The 26,713-nt window shown below is 58.9% G+C and carries 24 protein-coding genes and 1 pseudogene; 15 read left to right on the top strand and 10 right to left on the bottom strand.

The window, feature by feature from the left end; all coding sequences use genetic code 11:
• The first annotated feature begins 194 nt into the window (after positions 1-194).
• The 4 genes and pseudogenes from PG5_RS08880 to PG5_RS35275 all read left to right on the top strand — a co-directional run.
• Positions 195-854, top strand: coding sequence for a phosphoribosyltransferase (locus PG5_RS08880; RefSeq protein WP_020796771.1), 660 nt, complete (start codon positions 195-197; stop codon positions 852-854).
• A gap of 125 nt (positions 855-979) precedes the next feature.
• Complete coding sequence (locus PG5_RS08875; protein ID WP_020796770.1) at positions 980-1,549, top strand: YceI family protein; 570 nt, start codon at positions 980-982, stop codon at positions 1,547-1,549.
• Positions 1,550-1,588: 39 nt separating this feature from the next.
• Positions 1,589-2,641 (top strand): DUF2235 domain-containing protein, encoded by a 1,053-nt coding sequence (locus PG5_RS08870; protein ID WP_020796769.1) that lies wholly within the window; start codon positions 1,589-1,591, stop codon positions 2,639-2,641.
• 129 nt (positions 2,642-2,770) lie between these two features.
• Positions 2,771-2,866: pseudogene (locus PG5_RS35275) on the top strand (hypothetical protein); the annotation flags it as partial.
• A 298-nt stretch (positions 2,867-3,164) separates the two neighbouring features.
• Here PG5_RS35275 and paoC read toward each other — a convergent pair.
• From paoC to paoA, 3 genes are read right to left on the bottom strand one after another with little or no spacing between them, the layout of a single operon-like run.
• A complete protein-coding gene (gene paoC, locus PG5_RS08865) occupies positions 3,165-5,363 on the bottom strand; it encodes an aldehyde oxidoreductase molybdenum-binding subunit PaoC (RefSeq protein ID WP_020796768.1) in 2,199 nt (732 codons plus the stop codon).
• Complete coding sequence (locus PG5_RS08860; RefSeq protein WP_020796767.1) at positions 5,360-6,316, bottom strand: xanthine dehydrogenase family protein subunit M; 957 nt, start codon at positions 6,314-6,316, stop codon at positions 5,360-5,362. Before PG5_RS08860 ends, paoC begins: the two co-directional genes overlap by 4 nt.
• Positions 6,313-6,936: an aldehyde dehydrogenase iron-sulfur subunit PaoA gene (gene paoA / locus PG5_RS08855; RefSeq protein ID WP_033043576.1), complete on the bottom strand. Its 624-nt coding sequence runs from the start codon at positions 6,934-6,936 to the stop codon at positions 6,313-6,315. The genes PG5_RS08860 and paoA overlap by 4 nt, the downstream gene beginning before the upstream one ends.
• A 207-nt stretch (positions 6,937-7,143) precedes the next feature.
• On the opposite strand from paoA, the gene PG5_RS08850 reads away from it, so the two are divergent.
• Entirely contained in the window at positions 7,144-7,833 is a 690-nt protein-coding gene (locus PG5_RS08850) for a GNAT family N-acetyltransferase (protein WP_020796764.1), read from the top strand.
• A 400-nt stretch (positions 7,834-8,233) separates the two neighbouring features.
• On the opposite strand, the gene PG5_RS08845 is transcribed toward PG5_RS08850, so the two are convergent.
• Both PG5_RS08845 and PG5_RS08840 read right to left on the bottom strand, forming a co-directional pair.
• Positions 8,234-9,364: a P1 family peptidase gene (locus PG5_RS08845; protein WP_033044657.1), complete on the bottom strand. Its 1,131-nt coding sequence runs from the start codon at positions 9,362-9,364 to the stop codon at positions 8,234-8,236.
• Positions 9,365-9,529: 165 nt separating this feature from the next.
• On the bottom strand, positions 9,530-10,633 hold the full coding sequence (locus tag PG5_RS08840) for an extracellular solute-binding protein (protein WP_020796762.1): 1,104 nt from the start codon (positions 10,631-10,633) through the stop codon (positions 9,530-9,532).
• Between the two features lie 111 nt (positions 10,634-10,744).
• On the opposite strand from PG5_RS08840, the gene PG5_RS08835 reads away from it, so the two are divergent.
• Positions 10,745-11,521 (top strand): helix-turn-helix transcriptional regulator, encoded by a 777-nt coding sequence (locus PG5_RS08835; protein WP_020796761.1) that lies wholly within the window; start codon positions 10,745-10,747, stop codon positions 11,519-11,521.
• Here PG5_RS08835 and PG5_RS08830 read toward each other — a convergent pair.
• Complete coding sequence (locus PG5_RS08830; protein WP_020796760.1) at positions 11,505-12,446, bottom strand: class I SAM-dependent methyltransferase; 942 nt, start codon at positions 12,444-12,446, stop codon at positions 11,505-11,507. The two genes, PG5_RS08835 and PG5_RS08830, sit on opposite strands and share 17 nt — an antisense overlap.
• A 276-nt stretch (positions 12,447-12,722) precedes the next feature.
• Between PG5_RS08830 and PG5_RS08820 the strand changes: the two genes are divergently transcribed.
• The 6 genes from PG5_RS08820 (at position 12,723) to PG5_RS08795 (ending at position 19,607) form a co-directional block, all read left to right on the top strand.
• On the top strand, positions 12,723-16,301 hold the full coding sequence (locus tag PG5_RS08820; RefSeq protein WP_020796759.1) for a hypothetical protein: 3,579 nt from the start codon (positions 12,723-12,725) through the stop codon (positions 16,299-16,301).
• A 221-nt stretch (positions 16,302-16,522) separates the two neighbouring features.
• Positions 16,523-17,131 carry a cytochrome b/b6 domain-containing protein gene (locus tag PG5_RS08815; RefSeq protein WP_020796758.1) on the top strand — a complete coding sequence of 203 codons (609 nt, stop codon included), beginning with the start codon at positions 16,523-16,525 and terminating at the stop codon, positions 17,129-17,131.
• A complete protein-coding gene (locus PG5_RS08810) occupies positions 17,128-17,913 on the top strand; it encodes a molybdopterin-dependent oxidoreductase (RefSeq protein WP_020796757.1) in 786 nt (261 codons plus the stop codon). The genes PG5_RS08815 and PG5_RS08810 overlap by 4 nt, the downstream gene beginning before the upstream one ends.
• Positions 17,914-17,965: 52 nt before the next feature.
• The gene (locus PG5_RS08805) at positions 17,966-18,232 is read left to right on the top strand and encodes a pentapeptide MXKDX repeat protein (protein WP_020796756.1); all 267 of its coding nucleotides are present in this window, start codon (positions 17,966-17,968) and stop codon (positions 18,230-18,232) included.
• A 132-nt stretch (positions 18,233-18,364) separates the two neighbouring features.
• On the top strand, positions 18,365-18,772 hold the full coding sequence (locus PG5_RS08800; protein ID WP_020796755.1) for a response regulator: 408 nt from the start codon (positions 18,365-18,367) through the stop codon (positions 18,770-18,772).
• Positions 18,773-18,908: 136 nt separating this feature from the next.
• On the top strand, positions 18,909-19,607 hold the full coding sequence (locus PG5_RS08795; RefSeq protein ID WP_020796754.1) for an HAD-IA family hydrolase: 699 nt from the start codon (positions 18,909-18,911) through the stop codon (positions 19,605-19,607).
• 74 nt (positions 19,608-19,681) lie between these two features.
• Here the strand turns inward: PG5_RS08795 and PG5_RS08790 are convergent, their stop codons facing one another.
• Together PG5_RS08790 and PG5_RS08785 are read right to left on the bottom strand one after the other, a co-directional pair.
• Complete coding sequence (locus PG5_RS08790; RefSeq protein ID WP_020796753.1) at positions 19,682-20,341, bottom strand: isoprenylcysteine carboxylmethyltransferase family protein; 660 nt, start codon at positions 20,339-20,341, stop codon at positions 19,682-19,684.
• Positions 20,342-20,406: 65 nt separating this feature from the next.
• Positions 20,407-21,351, bottom strand: a complete 945-nt coding sequence (locus PG5_RS08785; protein ID WP_020796752.1) for a GlxA family transcriptional regulator — start codon at positions 21,349-21,351, stop codon at positions 20,407-20,409.
• A 123-nt stretch (positions 21,352-21,474) separates the two neighbouring features.
• Here PG5_RS08785 and PG5_RS08780 point away from each other — a divergent pair, with 123 nt between their 5' ends.
• Positions 21,475-22,266 carry an SDR family oxidoreductase gene (locus PG5_RS08780; RefSeq protein ID WP_020796751.1) on the top strand — a complete coding sequence of 264 codons (792 nt, stop codon included), beginning with the start codon at positions 21,475-21,477 and terminating at the stop codon, positions 22,264-22,266.
• Positions 22,267-22,352: 86 nt separating this feature from the next.
• Here the strand turns inward: PG5_RS08780 and PG5_RS08775 are convergent, their stop codons facing one another.
• Both PG5_RS08775 and PG5_RS08770 read right to left on the bottom strand, forming a co-directional pair.
• Positions 22,353-22,673 carry a DUF2388 domain-containing protein gene (locus PG5_RS08775; protein WP_033044188.1) on the bottom strand — a complete coding sequence of 107 codons (321 nt, stop codon included), beginning with the start codon at positions 22,671-22,673 and terminating at the stop codon, positions 22,353-22,355.
• 89 nt (positions 22,674-22,762) lie between these two features.
• On the bottom strand, positions 22,763-23,773 hold the full coding sequence (locus PG5_RS08770; RefSeq protein ID WP_020796749.1) for a GlxA family transcriptional regulator: 1,011 nt from the start codon (positions 23,771-23,773) through the stop codon (positions 22,763-22,765).
• 227 nt (positions 23,774-24,000) lie between these two features.
• Here PG5_RS08770 and PG5_RS08765 point away from each other — a divergent pair, with 227 nt between their 5' ends.
• Together PG5_RS08765 and PG5_RS08760 are read left to right on the top strand one after the other, a co-directional pair.
• Positions 24,001-24,939: a cyclase family protein gene (locus PG5_RS08765; protein WP_020796748.1), complete on the top strand. Its 939-nt coding sequence runs from the start codon at positions 24,001-24,003 to the stop codon at positions 24,937-24,939.
• A 159-nt stretch (positions 24,940-25,098) separates the two neighbouring features.
• Positions 25,099-26,682 carry an aldehyde dehydrogenase (NADP(+)) gene (locus tag PG5_RS08760; protein WP_020796747.1) on the top strand — a complete coding sequence of 528 codons (1,584 nt, stop codon included), beginning with the start codon at positions 25,099-25,101 and terminating at the stop codon, positions 26,680-26,682.
• The last annotated feature ends 31 nt before the right edge of the window (positions 26,683-26,713 follow it).

Here is a 26,713-nt window from a genome sequence, read left to right as displayed (position 1 = left end):
GCTCCTACAGTGGATCGGTGCAGCCGTGAGAGATGGATCGGCTGTCAGGCCGTCTTCGCGAGCAGGCTCGCTCCCACAAGGAATTGCGGTTGAGCATTGTCCTCGTGTTCGAGCTTGCTGCCAGTCACCGTCGAACCGACAATTGATGATGTGATGCGAACTGACAGGTGTTGATCGCCCGGGGAGGTTTTCAAATGAATCAGTCATCGCAATCCATCCTGCGGGACCGCATCGACGCCGGTCGACGCCTGGTGGAGCCGTTGCTCCCCTATGCCCATCGCGCCGATGTAATCGTTTTGGCCTTGCCGCGGGGCGGGGTGCCGGTGGCCTATGAAGTGGCCACGGCGCTCGGCGTGCGCCTGGACCTGATGCTGGTGCGCAAGCTGGGTGTTCCGTCCCGCCCGGAGTACGCCATGGGCGCCATTGCCAGTGGCGGTATCGAAATTCGTAATGAACAGGCGTTGCGGGCTCACCCCATTGATAAGGCCGCGTTCGAGGCCGTGGTCGCCCGGGAAACCCGGGAGCTGTTGCGTCGCGAGCAGGTTTACCGAGGCACGCGGGCGCCGGTGCAGCTCAAGGGCCAGGTGGTAATTCTGATCGACGACGGGTTGGCGACAGGGGCCTCGATGTTGGCGGCAGTGCAAGCGGTGCGTGTGCAGGCGCCGGCGCGCATCGTGGTGGCGGTGCCAGTGGGGCCGGTTGAAACGGTCCAGGCGTTGCGCCGTGAAGTGGATGAGTTGATCTGCCCGATCATACCCGACTGGTTCATGTCGATCGGGCATTGGTACATGGATTTTTCCCAGACGTCGGATGCCGAGGTCATCGGGTTGTTGCAACGGGCGTGGGGAATGTAGGGACGAGTGGTCGCAAATCGGTGCGGCCAGTGGAATAAACGGTCGTTCTTTGCTTTAGTCCTCCTGTTGCTGGCTTGCGTGTGTTCGACACTTGCCCATGAGGGCGCCCCGGCCCGGAGTGTTCCATGAACTCTCGATTCCTGCGTTTTTCGTCCCTGGTTGCCCTGCTTGCGTTGGGCGTTCCTGCGCAGGGTGGCGCTGTTGAATACTCGGATGTGAATGCCAAGGCCAGCACTATCAGGTTCACCTACAACCAGATGGGAACGCGAGCCTTTGGCACATTCAAGGAATTTGTCGGCACCCTTGATTTCGATACCGCCCGCCCCGAGGCAGCTCACGCCCATCTGACCATCGATCTGACCAGCATCGACGCCGGTAGTGAAGACGCCAATACCGAGCTGCTAAAGCCTGCCTGGTTCGACACCGAGCGCTATCCGCAGGCGACCTTCGAATCAACGCGCATCAAGGATTTCGGCAAAGACCGCTACCTGATTACCGGCAATCTGACGCTGCGAGGCCTGACGCGCAAGGTGGATGTGCCGGTCCTGCTCAAGGCCGAGGGCGGTGTCGGGATCTTCGTCGGCGAGCTGACGCTCAAGCGCAATGACTTCAAGATCGGGGAAGGTGAGTGGGCCGACAGTTTTGTTTCCAACGAAATCAATATCCAGTTTCGCATGGTCGCGCCACAGCGCTAGCGAGCGTGCAGGGGTAGTGAACAGTGACGGGAGATGAATATGCCAAAGAAAATCATCGTCGCATTCGACGGCACCTGGAACCTGCCTGATCAGGCTCCGGAGATCGATGGCGACGCCAGCACCAATGTGGTCAAGCTGCATGACGCGATCCTCCCCAGCCACAAGGACGGCACGCCGCAGAAGAAAATCTATGTCGCCGGCGTGGGCACCGACTGGTACGACAAGCTCGAAGGCGGGGCCTTCGGAGTGGGGCTGTCGAAGAAAATCAAGGAAGGTTATGTCGCCCTGGCCAAGCTGTACGAGGAGGGCGACCAGGTGTTCATTTTCGGCTTCAGTCGCGGTGCCTATTCCGCGCGTAGCCTGGTGGGGCTGATCCGCAACGTCGGCTTGCTGACGAAAAAGCACATCGATCGCATCGATGAGGCCTATACCTTGTACCGCACCCGCGATTCGAGCGCGGATACGGAAAACGCCCAGTTCTTTCGCCAGAATTATTCCCGGGAAATCGATATCCATTTCCTGGGTGTCTGGGACACGGTCGGCGCCTTGGGCGTGCCGTTCAAATCGGCCGAGTGGTTTAACCACAAGTACTACGAGTTTCACGACACCGAGCTAAGCGGGATTGTGCGCAATGCCTTCCATGCCGTCGCCATCGACGAGCATCGGGCCAACTACGAATGCACCTTATGGGACCCGATTGCCAAGCCAAATCAAGTGATGGAGCAGGTCTGGTTCTGTGGCGCGCATGCCAACGTGGGTGGCGGTTATGCCGATAACTCGCTGTCGGATATACCCTTGCGCTGGATGGCGAACAAGGCGATGGAGTGCGGACTGGAGCTCAATCCGAAAAAAATCCCCCGGCCGCCGAACGCGCTTCCGGAGATCACCGACTCCTATCAGGACTTCCTGGGTGGCACCTACCGACTGTTGAACGCGCGCTATTTCCGGCCGATCGGCAAGACATGTTTTGGCCAGGAATGCATCGATGACACCGTGCAGCAACGGGTGATCACAGTCAGCAATTATCGGCCGAAAAATCACGTGGATGTCTATCTGGCGGGGGCCTACAAACCCGTGAACAAGATCTGTTGATGGTGCGGTTGCGTGGCGCCCGGTCCACCTTGCATGGTCCGGGCGCCAAGCGCTTCAGTGCTCCACTGTCGGCACCGTAACCGTCTGCCCGAAGGCCGAACGTACGGTTGCGGTCGGGCTCGGTATCGGGAAGGTCGGAACCAGAAACCGGTGGCCAATCCTGTAAGCGCCGCTAGCAACAACGGCCAGCCGGTGACCATCAACGTGTTGGCCAACGACACCGACAGTGGCCAGCGATAGTCGTAGTACTGCCCCGGAAAGAAAAACGCATTGGCGCAGCCGTCAATAAATTTGCATGCGGCCATCGCAAACCTGATGGAAATGGGTGGCTTCGGGAAAGGTCTCGCGCGGTTGCAGGACACGCTCGAAAAAGTGACCTCAGGCATCGCTCGCCCTACCTTGGCCAGCGACTGTTCCAAACGCCGCATTGGGCTCAAGGTCCTGTCGATTCTGCTGAAGGCCTGCGGCACCGCAGGCTCCCACGCGAAGCGTAGATCGGTCAGCCATTCTCCGATACCGGCGCTTAAATCATCGGAGGCAGCTTATCCAGCAGCTTGTCCAGCGTGATCGGGTAGTCGCTCACTCGAATTCCCGTGGCGTTGTACACCGCGTTGGCGATGGCGGCACTGACCCCGCAAATACCCAGTTCGCCAACCCCCTTGGCTTTCATCGGCGAGGACATCGGGTCGGTCTCATCGAGGAAAATCACCTCCTGGTGGGGGATGTCGGCGTGCACCGGCACCTCGTACCCGGCCAGGTCATGATTGACGAAAAAGCCCAGGCGTTTGTCCACCACCAGGTCCTCCATCAGCGCCGCGCCGACGCCCATGGTCATCGCGCCGATCACCTGGCTGCGGGCCGACGTCGGGTTGAGAATGCGCCCGGCCGCGCACACCGCCAGCATTCGGCGCACGCGGGTTTCCCCGGTGGCGCTGTCGACCGCGACTTCAACGAAGTGCGCGCCGAAGGTCGATTGCTGGTACTGCTTGCTCAGCTCGCCGAATTCAATGCTGTCTTCGGCGACGAGTTCGCCCGACTTCGCCGCATCGCGCAACGGCACGCTTTTACCACCCGCGCGCACTTCGCCATCGGCGAATTGCGCTTCGTTGACCTTCACCCCCAGGCGTTGCGCAACGGCCTCACGCAGCTTGACGCAGGCGGCATACACCCCCGCCGTCGAGCAGTTGCCGCCAAACTGTCCACCGGAGCCCGCCGAAACGGGAAAGCTCGAGTCGCCCAGGCGCACGACCACGTTGTCCAGGCTGGCGCCCAGCATTTCTGCGGCCGTCTGGGCAATGATCGTGTAGCTGCCGGTGCCGATATCGGTCATGTCGGTTTCCACGGTGACGATTCCCTGATCATTCAGGCGGACTCGAGCACCGGACTTCACCAGCAGGTTATTGCGAAAGGCCACGGCAACCCCCATGCCGATCAGCCAGCGATCTTCGCGCTGGGTGGCCGGTTGCGTGTGCCGTTGGCCCCAGCCAAAACGCTCGGCACCGGTGCGCAGGCATTCGACCAGGTGGCGCTGGGAAAAGGGCCGATCCGGTTTCGTTGGATCGACCTGGGTGTCATTGAGAATGCGAAATTCCACGGGGTCGAGTTTCACCTTCTCGGCCATTTCGTCCATGGCAATTTCCAGCGCCATCATGCCCGGCGTTTCACCCGGTGCGCGCATGGCGTTGCCTTCGGGCAGGTCGAGTGTCGACAGGCGCATGGTCACGCGACGATTTTCCCCGGCGTACAGCAGTTTGCTCGGTTGCGCGGCAAGTTCCACCTTGCCGCCTGGCAAGTCGCCGGACCAGCCTTCGTGGGCCATGGCGGTGATCTTGCCGTCGCTGCCGGCACCAATGCGGATGCGTTGGATGGTCGCCGGGCGGTGGGTGCAATTGTTGAAGATCAGCGGCCGCGCCAGCGCCACTTTGACCGGTCTGCCGGCCATGCGCGCCCCCAGGGCTGCCAGGAGCGCGTCGGCGCGGATAAACAGTTTGCCGCCGAACCCGCCGCCGATGTACGGCGAGATCAGACGCACATTTTTCTTCGGTATGCCCAGGGTGGTCGCCAGGTCGGCGACCGACCAGTCAATCATCTGGTTCGAAGTCCACAGGGTCAGGCGGTCGCCGTCCCAGGCGGCCATCGAGGCCATGGGTTCCATCATCGCGTGGGCCTGGTCAGGCGTGGTGTAGGTGGCGTCCAGTTGCACCGGTGCCGCCGCGAACGCCGTTTCAAAATCCCCATGCAGGGTGTCTTCCATCTGCTCCTTGGGTTCCACCGCTGAGCCGCGTGAGCTGGCCAGATCGAATGCACCGTCGGTGCTTGTGTAGGTAATCTCCAGCCGTTCTGCGGCGGCGCGTGCCTGTTCGAAGGTTTCGGCGACCACCAGGGCCACGGCCTGGTGGTAGTGCTGGATCTCTGGCCCGCCGAGCAACCTGGCGGTGTTGTATTTGCCCTGGCCGAGCTTGCCGGCATTGGCGGCGGTGACGATGGCGATCACCCCGGGCGCCGACTCGGCGGGCGCAAGGTTCATCGTAGCGATGCGCCCCTTGGCAATGCCTGAACCGACCACCACGCCATAGGCCTGGTTCGGCACGGCGTCATGGTGTTCGTAGGCGTAGGGCGCTTGGCCAGTGGTTTTCAGCGGCCCTTCGATGCGCGGGGTGGGCTGGCCGATGACCTTGCCTTGGTCGATGGGGTTGGTGGTGGCCGGGGTGTCGAATTTCATGCCTGGGCCCTCGCTTGCGCCATCACCGAAGCGAGCATGCGCTCGACCAGTGTCAGTTTGAAGGCGTTTTCATGGGTGGGGGTGGCGCCGGCCAGTAGTTGTTCCGAGAGCGCTTTTGCGCCTTTGGCCATCGCTGTTTCAGCGCTCTCCACACGCCACGGCTTGGGCGCGACGCCGCCCAGGGCCACGCGGCCGGAGCTGTCCTTCTGGATCACCGCGGCTACCGAGACCAGGGCGAATGCGTAAGAGGCGCGGTCCCGGACTTTCTGGTAAATGTGCGTGCCGCCAATTGGCGGCGGCAACGTCACGGCGGTAATCAGCTCGTGGGGCGCCAGGGCGGTTTCGATGTTCGGCGTATTACCGGGCAATCGATGCAGGTCGGTGATGGCAATGACGCGTGTCGTGCCATCGGGTCGAACCGTTTCAACCTGGGCATCGAGTGCGCGCATGGCCACGGCCATGTCGCTGGGATGGGTGGCAATGCAGGCATCGCTGACACCGATGATGCCCAGTTGCCGACTGAATCCGCCAATGGCGGCGCAGCCACTGCCGGGCTGGCGCTTGTTGCAGGCCTGATGGGTGTCGTAGAAGTACGGGCAGCGGGTGCGTTGCAGCAGGTTGCCAGCGGTCGTGGCCATGTTGCGCAGCTGGCCCGAGGCGCCAGCGAGCAGGGCGCGCGCGAGTACCGCGTAATCTTTCCTGATGCGCGGGTCGGCGGCCAGGTCGGTGTTCCTGACCAGCGCACCGATTCTCAAGCCACCTTCGGGCGTGGCTTCGATGCGATCCAGTGCCAGATGGTTGACGTCGATCAGTTGCGTCGGCGTCTCGATGTCCAGTTTCATCAGGTCCAACAGGTTGGTGCCGCCCGCAATGAATCGCGAGCCATGGACCTGCGCAGAGAGCGACGCGGCTTCGGCCGGCGACTGCGCACGCAGATAGTTAAAAGGTCTCATGCGCTGGCCTCCGCGACTTCGGTGATCGCCTCGATGATGTTTGAGTACGCACCGCAGCGGCAGATGTTGCCGCTCATGCGTTCCTGGAGTTCGCTGGCGATCAGCCTGGGTGGTTCGGTGAGATTCGGGCTGGCGTGGCTGGGAATGCCATCGCGGATTTCACCCAGCACCGCGACTGCCGAGCAGATTTGCCCCGGCGTGCAATAGCCGCATTGATAGCCGTCGTGCTTGATGAAAGCCGCCTGCATCGGATGCAGCTGGTCCGGCGTTCCGAGCCCCTCGATAGTGGTGACTTTCGCGCCTTCGTGCATTACCGCCAGGGTCAGGCAGGAATTGATGCGCCGGCCGTCGACAATGACCGTGCAGGCGCCGCATTGGCCGTGGTCGCAACCTTTCTTGGAGCCGGTGAGCTGCAGGTGTTCGCGCAACAGGTCGAGCAGGGTGGTGCGGGTGTCAAACTCCATTTCCTGCCGAGCACCGTTCACCCAGATCGACAGTTTGGTCTTGACCGGGTGCGCCGCGTTGGCGGCCGATGCCTGTGCAGAAATGAACGGAGGCAGGATCACGGCCGCTGCGGTTACCACGCCCACGATCAGGAGTTCTCGTCGGGAAATCGTCATGACGTCGAGCATCGGTGCGTTTCCTATGGTTGATTGGCGATTACAGCCCTCATCCATTGACTGACCTGCGCGATCAGGGAAAAGTTTTAGCGGTTTTCAACGGTAGAGTTATGCGTGTGGCTCATGAATCGATCAAGACAGGCGAGTAACGCGGCCCGGCACGCTATGATAGGCAGTCGCGACCATTCCCCGGAGTCAATCCCCGCAATGCCCCAGATCACCCACTACAAAACCCCGTGCCCTGAGTCGGTCAACAGTCAGATCCTGCAGATGGTGGTCGACAACCTGACCGACATCAGCATGGTCGCCATTGCGCCGAGCAACCTGTTGTACAACGTCTACCAGTACGCGATCGGCTACGAAGTGCATCTGTATCTGGAGGCCTTGAACGGGACGAAAGGCATTGAGGTGGAGTTGATCGTCGCCACGGACCTGGACGATCCGGACAAGGTCACAGGGTTCCTGTTGTACCTGCCGGTCAAGGATGATCCCGACGCGTGCAGCGTGGCCTATATGGCGGTGGATGCCGGTCATCGGCGACAAGGGATTGCGCGCAGGATGCTGCGCGAGATGGTCGGTCGTTACCCGCATGCCGAACTGGCGTGCGCAGTGGCGAAGGTGCCGTACTTCGAGTCGATTGGCTTCGAGGTGGTGGGCGTGCGAGCCACCCAGGTGCTGATGAACACCCGTGATCATGGCAGCGACGGCTTGAGGGCGCTGCTGGATGTGGCGCCCATCTATAGCTCACTGGAGGTGCGGCAGATTCACACCTATCTGCTGCAAAAGCACGGCAAGCGGGCGATGCTCGATGCTGAGAAACAACGTGACCGGCATCTGGACCAGCTGACGCGCAAGGCCAACGAGTTTGTCCGCGAGCGATTGGAAAAAAGCGTTTAACTTGTAGGCGCGAGCATGTCGAATCGTCGCACCGTCGCGATGGTCGTTAACGATAACGCTATAAGACTGACACCCCGCGGCGAGCTCAGGTTTTTCGCGAACATGCTCGCTCCAACAGGGGGATCTGCGATGGGTATAAGAATGCACAAAGCCCGGCCAGGTGCCGGGCTTTTTCAGGTCTGGTTTTCGCGCAGTTAAAAAAGAGCCTCAAAGCTCTTTGATGGGGAGAAGTAGAGCCCTTGAGGCTCAAGATGCGCATGAAGCAGGCGGTGAGCTTGATAGGGGTTCAGTGCACTCACCACCTACGCAACGGCTTGGACAAGCAAGCGATTGCGCAACTCCATCGTAGGAAGATGGGGGGGCGGTCTCAAGTACCACTAGTCGAATCCCCCCACAAGTGTCAGCTTCTGCGATTGTGCTTCCCGGGCCAACCGGCCTGGTTCAGGGCCTCGAGCAGCGTTTCGGCATCCAGCCCCGGCACCGCATGGCCGTTACCTTCCGTCGTTTCGGCTGCGAGCAAGGCGTTGATGATGGCTTCTTCGACAGCCTCGGTGGCTGCCAGGAACAATTCGCTGATGTGATCGTTATTGACCATGCTCAGGTTATCGCAGGTTGGCGCTTTTTTACTCTCGTAAGCCGCTGGCGGCACATGCTGGTTGCCGGTGGCGAACGCGATGAAGATGTCGCCGCTGTGGTCTTCATTGCCGCCACCGGTGCGGGCCAGGCCGAGGCTGGCGCGTTGGGCCAGGCGGGTGCATTGGTGCGGCAGCAAGGGCGCGTCGGTGGCCAGGCACACCACGATCGAGCCCATGCCCGGGTGCGGCAGTGCAGCCTTGAGAAAGGGTGAGTCGACCTGTTCCATGTAGCGCCCGACCGGGTAGCCATCGACGCGCAACTCATTGCGAATGCCATGGTTGGCCTGGACGATCGCGCCCACCGTCCAGCCACCCTGGGCACTGCTCAAGCGTCGCGAAGCGGTGCCGATGCCGCCCTTGAACTCGTGACAGATCATGCCGCTGCCACCGCCGACATTGCCTTCGGCCACAGGGCCGCCGACCGCCGCGTGCAGGGCTTGGGCGACATGCTCGGGCTTCACGTGGAAGCCGTTGATGTCATTGAGCAAGCCGTCGTAGGTCTCCAGCACCACCGGCATGTTCCAGTAGAGCCGCCCGTCGTCAGGTTGCTGCTCACGGTCCAGCACGATCAAGGCATCGCGCACCACGCCCAGGCTATGGGTGTTGGTAAAGGCGATCGGGCTGGTCAACAGACCCGCTTCGCGAATCCACTCAAGGCCCGTGGCATCGCCGTTGCCATTGAGCACATGGACCCCGGCAAAACACGGTTGCTGGCTGGTGGAACCGGCACGGGGTTCGATCACGGTCACCCCGGTGACGATATCGCGGCCCTTGGCGGTGCGACCGCGTACATCGCTATGACCGACCCGCACGCCAGGTACGTCGGTGATCGCGTTGAGGGGACCGGGCTGCAACTGGCCAAACTGGATGTTGAGATCGCGGGCACGTGGTTTCATGGGGGTTCTCATCTTCAAGGTAATGACAAAAAGGTAATCGTTCGGGCGCGGAACCTGTGGGAGCGAGCCTGCTCGCGAATGCGGTGCATCAGGCAAGGTTGATGTCGACTGACACTCCGCTTTCGCGAGCAGGCTCGCTCCCACAAGGGATTGGCGGTGGTGCAGCTACTGGCCGTTCTTGACCTTGCTCCAGATCCGCGTGCGCACACGCTCGGTGGCCGGCGGCAAGGGTTGCAGGGTGAACAACGTGGCCATGGCTTCGGCCGACGGATAAACAGCCGGGTTGGTCCGCGTCGCTTCGGCCACCAGCGCTGTCGCGTTACGGTTGCCGTTGGGGTAGTTGAGGTGATTACTGACCGGGGCGATGACCTCGGCGCGCATCAGGTAGTCGATGAAGGCCAGGCCTTGTTGCGGATGCGGTGCGTCCTTGAGCAACACCAGCGTGTCGAACCACACCGGTGCGCCTTCCTTGGGCAAGCTGTAGGCGATCTTCACGCCATTGCCGGCCTGCTCGGCGGTGGCCTTGGCTTCGAGCATGGCGCCGGACCAACCTACTGCCACGCAGATGTTGCCGTTGGACAGATCACTGATGAACTTCGACGAATTGAAGTAGGCGATATGTGGCCGCAGCTTGAGCAGCAGCGCTTCTGCCTTTTTGTAGTCTTCAGGGTTAGTGCTGTTGGGCGGCAGGCCCAGGTAGTGCAGGGCGACCGGCAGCATTTCCGCGGGCGAGTCGAGCATCGCCACCCCGCATTCGCCAAGTTTGGCCAGGTTCTCTTCCTTGAACACCAGGTCCCAGGAATCCACCGGCGCCTTGTCGCCCAGCATGGCGCGCACTTTGTCCACGTTATAGCCGATGCCGTTGGTGCCCCACAGATACGGCACGGCGTACTGGTTGCCCGGATCGTTGTTGGCCAGTTTCGCCAGCAGATCGGTGTCCATATTGTTGAAATCGGGCATCTCGGCGCGGGGCAGAGGGGCGAGCGCGCCCGCCTTGATCAGGGTTGGCAGGCTGAAGTTGCTGGCCACGACCACGTCGTAGCCGCTGCGGCTGGTGAGCAGTTTGCCTTCGAGGACTTCGGCACTGTCGAAGGTGTCGTAGACCGGCTGGATACCGGTGTCCCGCTTGAAGTCATGCAGGGTATTGGGGCCGATGTAGTCGTACCAGTTGTACACGTGCACGGTAGGGCCATCGGCAGCAACCGCTGATAGCGAAGCCACCAGACAGGCGCCCAGCCCCAGATTGAAATACGAGCGGTGACCACTCATGATGCGGCACTCCTGGCCTGCTGCAGGCCGGTGATGATCAGGAGCTTGCAGCGTATCGACCGGGGTGGCCGTTACCCATTCCCATGATGGGTTACTCAAAAGGGGTAGTGCGTGGACGCGTTGTTGAAAGAGTTACCGCTGCACCAGGGATTGGCGCGGGTATTTGGCGTGTTGGGCCAGGACGCATTCTGGCGTGCGCTGGTCGACACCCTGCGCTTGCTGGTGCCGCTGGACAACGCCTTGGTCGCGGTGATGCGACCGGGACGGGTGCCTCGCCTGCTGATCGATTTCGACTCCAGGGGTAGCGGAGATGAGCATGAAGAACTGGCGGACTACAGCGCCGGCATGTACCTGCTCGATCCGTTTTACCTGGCCGTCTGCGCCGGCATCGCCGATGGCTTGCACAGCCTCGACTCGGTGGCGCCGGACCAGTTTCAGCAAAGCGAGTACTACCTGAGCTACTTTCGCACGGTGGTAGGCGGGGACGAACTGCAGTTCATGGTCAACGTCGACGGCGCCGTCCTCGGTTTGTCCCTGGGACGTGCGACACGCTTCACGCTGCAAGAGCAGGGACGCCTGCTGTGCGTACGCGACTGGGTGCTGGCGGCGATGCGTCGGCACCTGCAATTGCTACCGCCGGAAGGCCCGACGGTCGAAGCCGTAGCCGGGGACCTGGCGGCCTTGCTCGATCGCTTCGATGCACGATTGTCGGTGCGCGAAATCGAAACCGCACGCCTGATTCTCCAGGGTTTCTCCAGCAAGGCCATCGCCCAGCGGATGGGAATTTCCCCGGAGACGGTGAAGGTGCATCGGCGCAATCTCTATCACAAGCTCAACGTGAACGGGCATGGGGAGTTGTTTGCTTTGGTGCTCAATCCGCCAGGGTAAACACCAACGCCTTCAACCCACACTCGATATCGGCATCCGGAAACTCCGGCGGATTGTCCAGGCGCTGCTCGAACCGCAGGCTCGGGGCTTCACGGGTGACGCCATCGATTAGGAAGTCCGCACCGAAGGCCGGGTCGTTCATGCACGCGAGCACCGTGCCCTCGGGGCTGAGCAGTTCCGGCAGGCGACGCAGTACCCGCTGGTAGTCCTTGGTCAGCAGGAAGCTGCCTTTCTGGAACGACGGCGGGTCGATGATCACCAGGTCATACGGACCCTTACCGATCACCTTGCCCCAAGACTTGAAGAGGTCGTGGCCGAGAAAAGTTACCTTGCCCAGGTCATGCCCGTTGAGCCGGTGATTGTCACGCCCGCGGCTCAGGGCCGGGCTGGACATGTCCAGGTTGACCACGTGGGTCGCGCCGCCCTCGATGGCCGCCACCGAGAAACCGCAGGTGTAGGCGAACAGGTTCAACACGCGCTTGCCCTGGGCATTGGCGCGCACCCAATCGCGGCCGTAGCGCATGTCGAAGAAAAGCCCGGTGTTCTGTTTACGCCCCAGGTCCACCCGGTACTTCAAGCCGCCTTCGACAATCGTCAGCTCGTCGATTTCTTCCCCGAGCAACCATTCGGTAGTGCTTTGCAGCAGGTAGCGGTGTTGCAGCAGCAGGGTGTGGGCGCCGGATTGCGTCCATGTCGCTGACTGGGTGATCTGCAGCAGCAGAGCTTTCAACGCCTCCAACTGCGCCGCTTCCGGCTCCTTGAACAGCGACACCAGCACTACGCCCTGCAACCAGTCGACGGTCACTTGCTCCAGCCCTGGCCAGCAGCGGCCGCGGCCGTGGAACAGGCGGCGGGTTTCCGCAGGTGCCGTTGCCAGGGCAGTCAGTAGATGGTCATGGAGGGTGGTCAGCGCTTCTGAATTCATCGGGTCGGGTCGGCGATTTGAGGGGGCGGTATTTTAACCAAAATTGTGGCGAATGGATGGGTGCGTAATCAACGTGGGGTCCTATGGTGCAGGGCAACCCACAACTTCAGGCTGATTGATATTGCTTGACTTTTCATAAAGGTAAAAATAGGTGGCGGTATCAAATATTTAGATACAATAACAGAGTTGCTGTCATTGAGGGGGAGTTCAAACTGCGTAACAAACCAGTTCGCGGCATTAAAAAATCTGCATAAATTGACGGTGGAAATAAATAGCATGTTCCCTTCTCGCAGTTCTTCCAGCTCCGCAAACATTCAAAGTGTTCAAGCTAAAACTAACGAAACAGTCTCTACGAAAGCAGTGCCGGAAGAAAATTTTTGCTCTTCTTTTTCTGAAGCCAAAGGGGATCGTATATTAGGTCTGCCTTCGGTTACCAGCAAGGAACATCCCGCATGGACGCCAGCCCGTCTGCTGGAAAACCTGAGGGTCGCGTTTAACATAATGGCCGAACAGCCTGAAGCCTATGATTTTGAAGGCACGCCAGTCTCAAAGGTAAACGACAAGCCAGATACGATACTTGATGTGGAGGACGCGCTGGTTATCGTCGTGAAGGAAGAACAACGACGTAAGAAATCAGGCAGGGATGAAACGGTTGGAAGTGAAAATATCAAAGCTGACAAAACTGCTTTGTCGGATGTAACATCCACTGCCTCCGTGGAGGGTGTTATAGCATTTGTTTCTGGAGTTTTTGATTATATTGTTGAGCTGGAAGAGAAAGGCAAAGAGGGCGGAGGTACTAATAAAGATTGTTCCGAACTTTCAGATAAAAGCTTGGATGAATTGTTTTCAGATTTAAGCAGGCATCCTCGTTACGCCCACGCATTCGGCCTGCTCGAAACAGAAAAAATTCAGGGAAAGTTTTCTGGAGGAGAGGCGTGGCGACGGATTCACGAGTCTGCCACCTATCTCTTTTCTAATAAAAGTAAAAGTATGATTGATGAGTTTGTTCAGCAAAAAAGTGGCGGTGGGCCAACAGCCTACCTGCACATTTTTTTGGATGATATTGAGATGGGAAGTGTGGTTGGTAATAAGGATTTAAAAGCAGGCGGAATAACGGCTGAGGAGTTGCGACATTTGTATCGATGCAGAGCGCAATTGGGCGATGCTGTCAAGTTTTATAAAAATAATAAAACAGTTTCCGCTCCGTGGGAACAGGATCCGAAGTTGTGGAGTGACAAACTATTTTCTACCGACTCAACTCCCACCTCTTCACCACAAGGAACCGATGATACTTCAAGAACTGGTAATCAAGAAGTGCCGCTATATGGACGTTTTGTACAGCCGCCTACTACAAATTTAGAACCAGTTGACGCATCGGTTTCGCCAATGTTGACAGGTTTGTTCTACGAGATGTTTCGTGATTTTAATCTAGGGGGAAATGAAGCTGAAAAGATGGTGGGTAGTCCCGAAGAGATTAACAAGTTGTATCAGGAGTCAGGGGTGGCGCCTATTATTTCTCAGGAAGAATTTGCGGCTATTAGAGCCTATACCCTAGGGTTCGATAAACATATCAATCCGAATTTGGGCAAGGTGAATCCATTCGAGAAGCGTAAAAATACATTCATAACCTACATAGCGTCCGGTTTGGATAAACTCAAGGGGGCGGGCTATAGGTATCCACTCAAAGAGACTGTCATTGAGAAATTATTTGATAAGAGTCCTGCGCTTAAAGTTAAGTTTCGTGATGAGAGCATTTTGACAGAGCTTATGGTGCCGATACCGCAAATTCCTGATTTTCATGTGGAAAAAGAAGCGGTGTCCGGTCAAATATTTTATGTGACGAAAAATGATGAAGATAAATATGAGCTAGTTCGCAAGGATAATGGAAGAAGGTACAACCTGAAAGGTGTTTTCTCATATGTCATCCTTCCAGATGAACCTGATCGTATTTATTGTGGTATGAACAATGGCCAACAGAATTCGAAAGGAGAGCTAAATGAATATCGACATCATAACCCCTACTATGTTGAAGGCCACAGCTCGCTAGCCCAAGGTAAGGATGTACTTTATGCGGGAGATTTTTTGTTTGAAGATGGACAGCTAAAGCTCTGGACTAATGGCAGCGGTCATTATAAACCGATCGCTGAGCGTCGTTTTGGAAATTTAACTGAAGCGGTTAAGCGCATACTTCCTGAGGAGCTATTTAAGGATCATGATGAGTTGACTGAAGTTGAAACGAAGACGCTAAATGCGTATATACAGATCTCGGAGGCAGAGGAGCGTCGTTTGAAAGAGTGTTACTCCAATTCGAGTGATGCCGATACCGACTCGGATTCGGATTCGGATTCGGATTCGGATGGCAACGATTTGAGTATCTTTAATAAGATTCAGGCGAAAAACGGTCGGCCTCAATTGCCAGGAAATCCGGGTTTGAAAGGCGGCGGGCCGGCACAACACATTACACAAGAAGAAGTTTGCGCTCCCATTGCCAACGCTCTTGACAAGAAACTCGGTGAAGACGGTCCAGACAAAGGCGGAGCCGGTGCGGTCGCTGGCGCGTTATCGGGAGCAATCCGATCTGGGGCAACATCTGACAGTGATAGCGAGGATGAGACAAAGCCAGACAGGCCATCCGGTTCGGCCAATGCAATCATCCCTCCCACTGCACCGGGGAGTAACCCTGCAGGTACTGTTGGTTCATCTAGCGCCGAATTACAAAAAAAGTTGAACATTGCTTTGAATTCAGGTGGGCAAATCAAGGCAATACAAATTGGACGCATGCTGGAGTTTACTAGTCTGCTTGCAAAGGCCTCGCCTGCGGTACAAGCCACAGCAATAAATTCTGAGGTTTTTAATCAGTCAAGTGAACTGTTAAAGATTCCGGGCTATTATTTTAATACTCGTTTTCCATCCCAGGGCGCAGCACAGGTGCCTGCGCAAATAAAAGATAGCTTGATGCAGTCTCTAGCTAATTGTGTGCGCGCTGGGACGATGGGTGAACAAGCAGCGCGGAATATTCTTCCTCCTGATTATCTAAGAATATTCGATGTTAAAGTCGAGACTGTTAACATATTTGCCGATATTAATAAAGAGGTGCGAGCCACTGCGGCAATCAATTTGCTGATAGGTACTGCTGATCAGCGAAGAGTAAAAATTGCAGCTGATAATTCTGATATCGCTGTTAGAGGTGCCGAAAAAGAGCGGGTAAAAAGAAGAGTTTATCAGGGGGCTGCTGAACTGAAGAAGTATTCAGTTGATGCAGGTGCCCGAGATTATAAAAATTTCTTGAATGAACGTGTTCAGGAAGAAAGGGAGAGACAAAATATGCTAAGGCAGAGTCAAGCGGAGAAACAGGAGAAGTATGAAAAAAACCGCGCAGACAGGGGCGTTGAATGGTCCAGACAACTTAATGGAATTGCGCTCTCTGAAACCGATAAGGCAAAGTTGAATCATGCAAATCGTAAACAGGAACAAGAAGATAGCTGGCGTAGCGTGCAATTGTCTAAAAAAACGGGTGACTTAACCAGGGGGCGATACGATAGCACTACAAGTTTTGACTCCGGTATAAACTCTCCTGGAACGTTAAGTCGTTCATCTAGCCGGTCTTCAATTACATCTGAAGTCACCCGGGAAATATCAAATATGAGGGGGCAGCTCAACCCAGGCACAGAAAACAATATTTCGGCTCCGACAACCGGTTTTTCTCATGAAGAATGGCCGAGTAACAGAAGTACTGAAAAGGCGCAGAGCATACTTAATGTCTTGGAGGGGCGTGTGGCTAGCAGGGATCGTTTTGTAGAGCGTGAAATTGAAAGTATCAAAAATACATTAAACTCGTTACCCGGCTGTAAGTAAGTTATTTGGGCGATGTGTGGATGGGCCTTGGAGAAGAATGCCTGGCCCATCTCACCTAATGTTGCAGCACTGCGTCCTGATCTGATGGCGAGGGTAATGGGCGGAGAAAACACTTGGCGCACTACCTGCGCAGTTATCACGATTAATTTAACTTTACGTGAGGATTTGGCGATCTGTCGGCTCACATAATCGCTCCATCGATCAACCGTCGGGAGCCGACCATGCCGTGCCCACCTGTTTCATCTCATCCGCGCTGGCTGCGCCTGACCCACTGGCTCAACGCACTCGCCGTGTTGGTCATGGTCACCAGTGGTTGGCGCATCTACAACGCTTCCCCGCTTTACGATTTCAGTTTTCCCAAAGGCATCACCCTCGGCGGTTGGCTGGGCGGCGCCCTGCAATGGCACTTCGCGGCGATGTGGTTCCTGGCCGTCAACGGCCTCGTCTACCTGGCCTGCAACCTGTTCAGCGGGCGCCTGAAGCGGCGCTTTTTCCCGGTCTCGCCCAAAGGCGTGCTGCATGACTTCTGGGCCGCGTTGCGCGGCAAGCTGGGACATGCCGACCTGAATCATTACAACCAGGTGCAACGGCTGGCGTACCTGTTCGTGATGGTCGATATCACGCTGCTGGTGCTCTCCGGGCTGGTGCTGTGGAAGTCGGTGCAGTTCCCGCTGTTGCGTGAATTGCTCTGGGGCTACGAAGGTGCGCGCCATGTACATTTCATCGCGATGGCACTGTTGGTGGCGTTCGTCGCGGTCCACCTGGTGATGGTGGCACTGGTTCCCAAAACACTGTTGGCCATGATTGTCGGTCGCAAGGAGCCCATATGAAAAAGCCCATTCAAGACGCCGGGCTGGATGAGTCATCCATCCTGACCGACGCCCGTAAAATCCTCGCCCCGCAGATCGAAGACCGCTCGCGCCGCTCGTTCCTGCTGCGTGGCTTGACACTGGGCGGCGTGGCCATGTTGTCCGGTTGCAACCTCACCGACAACGACAGCGTCGAGACCGCGTTGTCCGCCATGTCGCGCTTCAACGACCGGGTGCAAGGCTGGCTGTTCAACCCCAATGCCATGGCGCCGACCTACCCGGCGTCGATGATCACCCGGCCATTTCCGTTCAATGCCTTCTACGGCATCGACGAAGCGCCGACGGTGGAGGAGGAGAGCTATCGGCTGGAGGTCACCGGCCTGGTGACGGACAAGCGCACCTGGCGGCTCGAAGAGCTGCGCGCCATGGCGCAAACCGAGCAGATCACCCGGCATATCTGCGTCGAAGGCTGGAGCGCGATCGGTCGTTGGGGCGGTGTGCGCTTCAGCGATTTCCTGAAACGGGTCGGGGCCGATACAGACGCCAAATACGTCGGTTTCAAGTGCGCCGACGATTACTACACCAGCATCGACATGGCCACCGCACTGCATGCGCAAACCCTGTTGACGCTGACCTATGATGGCGCTGTGCTACCGCGCGAATACGGCTTCCCGATGAAACTGCGCATGCCCACCAAGCTCGGCTACAAGAATCCCAAGCACATCCAGGCGATTTTCGTCAGCAACACCTACAGCGGCGGCTACTGGGAAGACCAGGGCTACAACTGGTTCGGTGGCAGCTGACGCAACCCCGGCAATTCCCCCGTCCACACCCCATGCATCAAGGAGTTTCACCATGAAAAAGTTGACCACTGTTGTTCTGTCCATGTGCCTGGCCATCGGCGCTGCCAGTGTTTTTGCTGGCGATACGATGAGCAAGGACAGCATGAGCAAAGACTCGATGTCCAAGGACGCCATGCATAAGGACGTCATGAAAAAGGATTCGATGGCCAAGGACACGATGAGCAAGGACACCATGTCCAAGGATGCCATGAGCAAGGACAGCATGAAGAAAGACGCCATGTCCAAGGACGCTATGAAAAAAGACCCGATGTCCCGGTAAACGTCTCGCAAACACCGATTTCGTCGTCTGTTTGTATCAAAAATGAATTTCCGCAGAGACTGCCGCTCATACCTGTAGGTAGCGGATTTCAAGCCCGCATATAAACTGGTGTGATCAGGGAGCGGCAAGGTCATGAGTCGAGAATCGACAGCGGGCGGACAGCTTCATGGCGGGTTGATTCTGGTGGTTGAGGACGACCCGCTGATCCTGGAGTTTCTTTGCGAAATTCTTCAAGAGGAAGGCTATGTAGTGCAAGCGCAAACCAGCGCGGACGCCGCATCGGAGTATTTGCAGAGCCACGCACCCGAAGTCGGGATGCTTCTCACGGACATCACCATGCCGGGAACGCTCAACGGCGCGGACCTGGCCAATCTGTTCGGAGATCGTTGGCCGGACAAACCGATCATGATCATGTCCGGCTTCGAAACCCCTGCAACTTCCGGGGTCCGGCATAATGTCTCGTTTATCAAGAAACCCTGGGCGGTGGGTCAATTGCTTGATTGCGTGGACGGCGCACTGAAATCACGCCGTCCCCTGTAGGAGCTGCCGCAGGCTCGGGCCGCGTTCGGACGATCTCTCGATCTTTCGATCTTGAAAATCGCAGCCTGCGACAGTTCGTTCGATCGTGTACATTTCTCGGGGCATCCCATCAGATCCTTGAGATAGGAAGGACCCTTTGTCTGCTCCCGAATCCGTCTTGAACGTTCCTTACCGTGCCTTCCTGTTCGACATGGACGGTACCATCCTTACGTCAATTGCCGCCGCCGAGCGCGTCTGGGCTGCTTGGGCCGTGCGTCACGGCGTCGATGTCGAGACCTTCCTGCCGACCATTCACGGTGCCCGCGCCATCGACACCATCAATCGCCTGGCATTGCCCGGAGTCGATGCCCAGGCCGAAGCGGCGTGGATCACCGAAGCGGAAATCGAGGATGTCGGGGGTGTTGAAGAAGTGGCGGGCGCGGCGCGCTTTCTCCAGTCTTTGCCAGCCGATCAATGGGCCATCGTGACCTCCGCCCCGAGGGCGCTCGCGTTGCGGCGGATGGCAGCCGCAGGGATTCCGGAGCCGGCTGTGCTGGTCACTGCCGAAGATGTCGCCGCTGGCAAACCTGACCCGGCCGGTTATCGATTGGCTGCGCAGCGGCTGGGTGTTGAAATATCGGATTGCCTGGTTTTCGAAGATGCAACGGTAGGCATTCTCGCAGCCGAGGCGGCGGGGGCGGATTTACTGATTGTCACGGCGACACATGAGCAGCCGATTGTGACGGCGCACGCCACGTTGGCAAATTATGACGAGGTCGTTGCCCGCCTAGACGCCCACGGCGTGATTCGACTTCGCACGATCCACTGTGGGAGCGAGCCTGCTCGCGAACGCTGACTTCCAGCCGACATAAACGTTGCCTGGCACTGCGCTTTCGCGAGCAGGCTCGCTCCCACAGTGGGGGGTGTGTCTCAGTAGAGTTTCGGAATCAATCGCCAGCTCCGGGCGCAATAAGCCTCATATTCACTGCCAAATTGCGCCCGTAACAATGCTTCCTCGGCATGAATCCGCGCGATCAGCGGAATCACGGTCAGCGCGGCCAGCAGCAATCCGACCCCCGAACGAAACGCCAGCGCCCAGCCCACGGCAATCACCAACATCCCCAGGTAACTGGGGTTGCGCAAGCGACGATAAATCCCGTCGGTCACCAGGCGATGGCCCGGCTGGATCGCCACCAGCCCACTGAAGCGTTTGCCGAGCACGAACACCGGCCACATTCGCAGCACGCCGCCGATGATGAAGAGCAGCGCCCCGAGCCAACGCACGCCTTCGCCACCGAAGGTCCAGAAGTCGATGCGGTCGGTGTAGGCCGGGAAAAAACCACTCAATAACCCGATCACTCCGAACGCTGGCAGTACCCAGCGATTGGCCCTGTCCTCGCGCTCACCGGAACTCAGGTTGACCTCGGTAAACAGCGAAGCGATGGCCATGACCAGCGTCGCCAGGGCAACCACCACCAAGGCGGTATGGGAAAAAAACGCCGCGAAGCCGCCCAGCCCCCAAATTGCCAGCAAGAGGTAGGCGAGGGTGGAGACGATGGCGAAAAACGCCAGTTTGGCCGAGATTTTCATAGGCAATACCCCCGACACTCCCAGTGTAGCGCCGACCGTTCCCACGCGGAGCAGGGGAACGATCATCATTGTGCCGCTGATCGCGCATTGCGCCTGATCACCTGCGGTGGTTGCCCGAACGTTCGAAGGAATGCCTCGCGCATGCGCCGAGGATCGATAAACCCGCTTTCCAAGGCAATCTGCTCGAGTGTCAGGCGACCACCCTCAAGCATCTGCCGTGCCGCCTCCAGGCGCAGGTTCTCGATGGCCTTGGCGGGCGACTGACCGGTTTCGGTACGGAACGCACGGCTGAATTGCCGCGAGCTGAGGCTCGCCACTTGCGCCAGTTGTTCCACCGATAAGGTCTGCGCCAGGTGCTCCCGAGCGTAGGCGAGGACGGTCTGGATGCGGTCGGATTTCGGCGCCAGTTCCAGCAGCGCCGAGTGCTGTGATTGCCCGCCGGCACGGCGGTGGTACATCACCAGTTTCTGCGCTACGGCACGTGCGAGTTCGGCGCCGTGATCCTTTTCGACCATGGCCAGCGCCAGGTCGATGCCGGCGGTCATGCCGGCGGAGGTCCAGATCGCGCCGTCGATCACGTAGATTCGATCGGGTTCAACCTTGATCGATGGAAAGCGTTCTTGCAGTTGCCGTGCATAAGCCCAATGCGTGGTAGCCCGCCGGCCCTCAAGCAATCCGGCCTGGGCCATGACAAAGGCTCCAGAGCAAATCGACGCGGTACGGCGGGCGGTCCTGGCACTGGCACGCACGTAGTCGAGTACACCCTCGGGCGCCTGCTCGAGGATGGTGTCGCCGCCCACCACGATCACCGTATCGAACACCCGCTCGTCGAACGCCTCGGTGCCAACATTCAGGCCACCAGAAGCGCGCAAGGTGCGGCCGTCTTCGGACAGTACACGCACGTCATACAGGGCTTGCCCAGCACTGAAATTGGCATATTCGAATACCGGCATGGCAGCCAGCGCCATGGACTGGAAACCCTCGAACACCACAAACGCCACGCTGATCATCGCCCAATCCTCAAAACAGATGTCCTAAAAACGTAGGTTAAACGTCATTTGCGACGGACACGAGTCCCTTTATAACAGTTCCTGACTGGCGATTGTCTCGCCTCACTGTGAAGGAAAATGAACATGACTCTCTCCTCCAAAGGCACTGCACTGGTCACTGGCGCCTCTTCGGGCATCGGCGCGGTGTATGCCGACCGTCTCGCCCGGCAGGGTTACGACCTGATCCTGGTCGCGCGCAGTCAGGCAAAACTCATCACGCTGGCCAACCGGCTGAGCGACCAGACCGGCCGTAATGTGGAAGTGGTCGCCGCGGATCTGAAAGACAAGGCCGACTTGTTGCGGGTCGAACAGATACTGCGAAGTGACGCGAGCATCACGTTGTTGGTCAACAACGCTGGAGTTGGCGCGGTCATGCCGTTGCTCGGCAGCCCCGTGGATGACATGGAAGACATGATCAGCCTCAACATCACCGCGCTGACACGCCTGGCCTATGCGACGATACCGGGCTTCGTCGAACGCGGTGCCGGGACCGTGATCAACATTTCGTCGATCGTCGCCATCGCCCCGGAAATCCTCAATGGTGTGTATGGCGGGACCAAGGCATTTGTCCTGGGCCTGAGCCAATCGATGCACCGGGAACTGGCGGATAAAGGCATTCGTATCCAGGCCGTGCTGCCAGGCGCGACCGCCACCGACTTCTGGAGCGAGGCCGGCAACCCGGTGGAGAATTTGCCGCAGGAGATTGTGATGTCCGCCGAAGAAATGGTCGATGCCGCACTGGTGGGGCTGGAGAAGGGGGAAGTGGTGACCATTCCGGGATTACACGACGGGGAGCAGTGGGATCGCTACGAAGCGCAGCGCCAAGTGCTGTCCGGGCTGTTCGGCAATTCCACGGCAGCAGCGCGTTATCGATAGCTTGACTGTGCTCTTTTGGTCCCCATCGCGGGCAAGTCCGCGATGGGGCCATCAACAACACCGCGCTACATAGATCATTACTGACATTACTGGCCAGCCGGAACGCCTTCCTGGACAAGAATTGCGCGAGCCAGGTCTTCGTCGCTGGCGCTGTTGAGGTCAGGATGCTGTTGGCGAATCCGCTGCAGTACCTGCTCCAGATAAACGCCACGAATCGCGCCGCCACTGGCCACGAAGCTGGAGGCGTCATCCCGGGCGGGAATCATCAGTTTGTCATCCTTGAACGTCGAATACAGCGAGGCGGAAACCCCGGCCGACGTGGCGACATCCTTTGCATCCACATCGGCCATCGCGGAGCCGACAGGTAAGCACAGCAAAAGGGAAGAAATGATAATCAGACGGCGCATGACGGTGTCCTCTGAAGACGTGAAGCAAAAAGGAAGTCTCTCACCCTTTAGGATGCATGGCGGTCGTCAGGAGTTCCCCTGGCAGGTTTTCAGCGCGAAAACCGGTTGCGATAATCCCGCGGCGAAACCCCGAGGTTGCGTTGAAAGGTCAGGCGCATGCGCTCTTCATCCCCGAAGCCGCACAACCGGGAAATCTGATCGATGTTGCGCTCCGAATCCTCCAGCAAGCGTCGCGCAGCTTCCACGCGCAGCACTTCCACGGCCTTGGCCGGCGTGCGGCCGGTCTTGAGTTTGTAGACCCGGGCAAAGTTGCGCGGGCTCATTTGAACCTGTTGGGCGAGTGTCTCGACGGTGAGGTTGGCGCCAGACAGGTTCTGCGTGATCCACAAATGCAAGTCGTCGAAGGCCGCACCTTCGCTGGTTTGCGATTGCAGCAACTGGCTGTACTGGGCCTGGCCACCGGGGCGCTTGAGGAACACCACCATTTCCCGCGCTGTCAGCAGTGCGAGCTCACGTCCGCCATCTTCTTCGACCAGCGCCAGCGCCAGGTCGATGCCGGCGCTGACCCCGGCGGAGGTCCAGACTGAATCCTGCTGGACAAAGATCGCATCATTGTCGACTTCGATGGATGGATGGCGCTCCTTGAGCAGGCCGCACATCGCCCAATGGGTGGCGGCGCGCCGACCTTCGAGCAATCCGGCCTCGGCCAGCAGGAACGTACCGCTGCACACCGAAGCGGTGCGCCTGGCTTTGGTGGACGCCTGTTTGAGCCAGTCGACCAGGCCCAGGGTGTTGTTCATCGCCAGGATAATCGCCGGGGCACCGGGAACGATCAGCGTGTCGATCGTCTGGTCATCGAAGGTGCTCAAGGGCACGGTGTCGACGGCCAGGCCCTCTGCGGTGTGGATCAGGCCGCCGTTCAGGCTGGCGGTCTGCAGGGTGTAGCCGGGCAGATTGCTGCTGTTGAGGTAGCGCGAGGCCGCCCAGAACACGGTTTGTGCGCCGGTCAGGTCGAGCAGGCCCATTTCGGGGTAGGCGAGGAAGACAATCAGGCGCGGTTGGTCAGACGGTGAATCGGGAGAGCTGGCGATATCGTTCATAGGCTTCTGGTTTGACGCGTTGGAATAATGATAATTCGCAAACGGTATAAGCGTTATCGCAGCTGGTCGGCTGTCCGGATTTCAGGGTTTTATGTCACTCGCCCGGCAAAACTGCAAGTACGGCCACTCGTGACAATCCAGAACAATTGTATTGTCCATGGCTGTCTGTTTCCGCACAAAAGGGCTGCGTACCTTGGGTTCACTGAAACCAGACGCGGACCTCCTTCATGTTCAATCGATTGGCCCTGCCTTTTGCCCTGCTGCTCACCTTCAACGCCGCAAACGCCGCCGATGGCGAAAAATGGTACCCCTCAAAGTACGGCACCGATGACGAAATCGGTGCGTTGAACCTGCTCGATGCCAACTCGGTACTCAACGCCGCCAAGCTGATCAAGACCGGCAAGACCTACCCGTTGGCCGTGCCCATCGATAAAAACCTGCCGGCGTTCCGGCATCGCAGTTTTCACCTGACCAACGTCCAGCCGGGGGAAGCGGGCGGTACCACCATGGGCCCCAACAAATTCACCTTCAACGATGAACTGGTGGTGGGCTGGACCGGGGTCGGCACCCAACTCAACGGCATCGGCCACATTGGCATCGACAACGTCTACTACAACGGCAACCGCGCGGCGGACTTCGTGACCGTGGAAGGGGTGCAAAAACTCGGCATCGAAAAAGTCCCGCCCATCGTCACCCGTGGCGTGGTGCTGGACATGACCGCCGTGTATGGCAGCGCCATCGTACCGGAGAAAACCGAGTTCACTGTCGCCGATATCCAGAAAGCCCTGGATCTGCAAGGCGTCAGCATCGAGAAGGGCGATGTGGTGCTGTTCAATACCGGTTGGCTGGAGCTGCTGGGCAAAGACAACGAGAAATTCCTCGCTGTGGAGCCGGGCATCGGCATGGCGGCGGCCAAATGGCTGGCGGGCAAGCAGATCGTCGCGTTCGGCGGTGATACCTGGGCCTCGGAAATCTACCCTGGCACCGACGGCCAGGAGTTCCCGGTCAACCAGTTCATGCTGGCGAAAAACGGCATCTACAACCTTGAGCTGATCGACAGCCGCGCGCTGGTGCGGGACAAGGCCTGGACCTTCATGTTCGTGCTCGGACAGCCGCTGTACAGGGGCTCGACCCAGGTCAACATCAACCCGGTGGCGATTCGCTGAAAGGCAGCACCAAGCCGGGGGATGACAAACGCTCATCCCCCGGCCCGTTGTTGTCATTTGTTTGCCCCTGACCCCGGCCCATAGAGTGAAGCGTGCGTTTTTGGCGCATCCCTTTCATTCGAGTCATCGCCTGCCGAGCGCAGGCGAGGGAGATTTTTGATGTCCGATATTTTGGGCCAGCAGTTCATCGATGGGCAGCGCAGTGCCCTGGGCCGCGAGACCCTGCACAGCGTCGATGCCAGCACCGGCCATGCGCTGCCGTATGTTTTCCATCAGGCCACCGAGCAGGAAGTCGAGCTGGCGGTATCGGCGGCAACGCGCGCGTTTGCGCCGTTTCGCCAGCTGTCGCCTTTGCGCCGGGCCGAATTTCTCGACGCCATCGCCGAGGAAATCGATGACATGGGGGATGATTTCACCGCTCTGGTCTGCCAGGAAACCGCGTTGCCCGAGGGGCGGATTCGCGGTGAACGCAGTCGCACCAGCGGCCAACTGCGCCTGTTTGCCCAGGTACTGCGCCGTGGTGATTTTCTCGCTGCGCGGATCGACCAGGCGCTGCCTGAACGCACGCCGTTGCCACGGCCGGATATTCGTCAGTACCGCATCGGCGTCGGTCCGGTGGCGGTGTTCGGTGCAAGCAACTTTCCCCTGGCGTTTTCCACCGCCGGCGGCGACACCGCCTCGGCCCTGGCCGCCGGTTGCCCGGTGGTGTTCAAGGCCCACAGCGGGCACATGGCGACGGCCGAGCGGGTGGCGGGTGCCATCGTTCGCGCGGCGCAACGCACGGCCATGCCGTCGGGGGTGTTCAACATGATCTACGGCGCCGGCGTGGGCCAGGCGCTGGTCATGGCCGATGGCATCAAGGCCGTGGGCTTCACCGGCTCGCTCAAGGGCGGTCGGGCCCTGGCCGATCTGGCCGCTGCGCGGGCGCAACCGATCCCGGTGTTCGCCGAGATGTCTAGCATCAACCCGGTGATCGTACTGCCTGAAGCCTTGGGCCAACGAGGCCAGAAAATTGCCGAGGAGCTGACGGCCTCGGTCAACCTTGGCTGTGGCCAGTTCTGCACCAGCCCCGGCTTGATCATCGGTCTGCGCTCGCCGCAGTTCAGCGAGTTCCTGCAAGCCTTCGCACAGAACATGGGCAGCCAACCGCCCCAGACCATGCTCAACACAAGCGCGCTCAACAGTTATCGCGCAGGACTTGCGCACATCGCTGCGCACGACCTTGTCGATCACCTGGCCGGTCAGCCGCAAGAACATTCCAAGGCGCAGCCGCAGTTGTTCAAGGCCGATGTGCAGCTGTTGCTCGACGGCGATGCGCTGTTGCAGGAAGAGATATTCGGCCCGGCCACGGTGGTGGTCGAGGTAGCTGACCAGCCGCAGTTGCGCGCGGTGCTCGACCGTTTGCACGGACAGCTGACCGCCACGCTGATTGCAGAACCTGCGGATCTGGATCGCTTCAGTGGTCTGCTGCCGTTGCTGGAGGACAAGGTCGGGCGCTTGCTGCTCAACGGTTATCCCACCGGCGTCGAAGTCAGCGATGCGATGGTCCACGGCGGGCCTTATCCGGCGACGTCGGATGCGCGTGGCACCTCGGTCGGCAGCCTGGCCATCGATCGCTTCCTGCGCCCTGTTTGCTACCAGAACTATCCTGATGAGTACCTGCCGCCCGCGCTGCAAAACGCTAACCCGCTGGGTCTCGATCGACTGGTCGATGGCCAGTGGAGCCGGTTGCCCCTGAACTGACCCGCCGCCCACGTCGGCGCGGCTGGCGTGG

Origin of the sequence: Pseudomonas sp. G5(2012), from assembly GCF_000408945.1 — a bacterium.
Classification (GTDB): domain Bacteria; phylum Pseudomonadota; class Gammaproteobacteria; order Pseudomonadales; family Pseudomonadaceae; genus Aquipseudomonas; species Aquipseudomonas umsongensis.
Note: the sequence above shows the minus strand (reverse complement) of the source record. Positions and strands in the feature narration are given on the sequence as shown.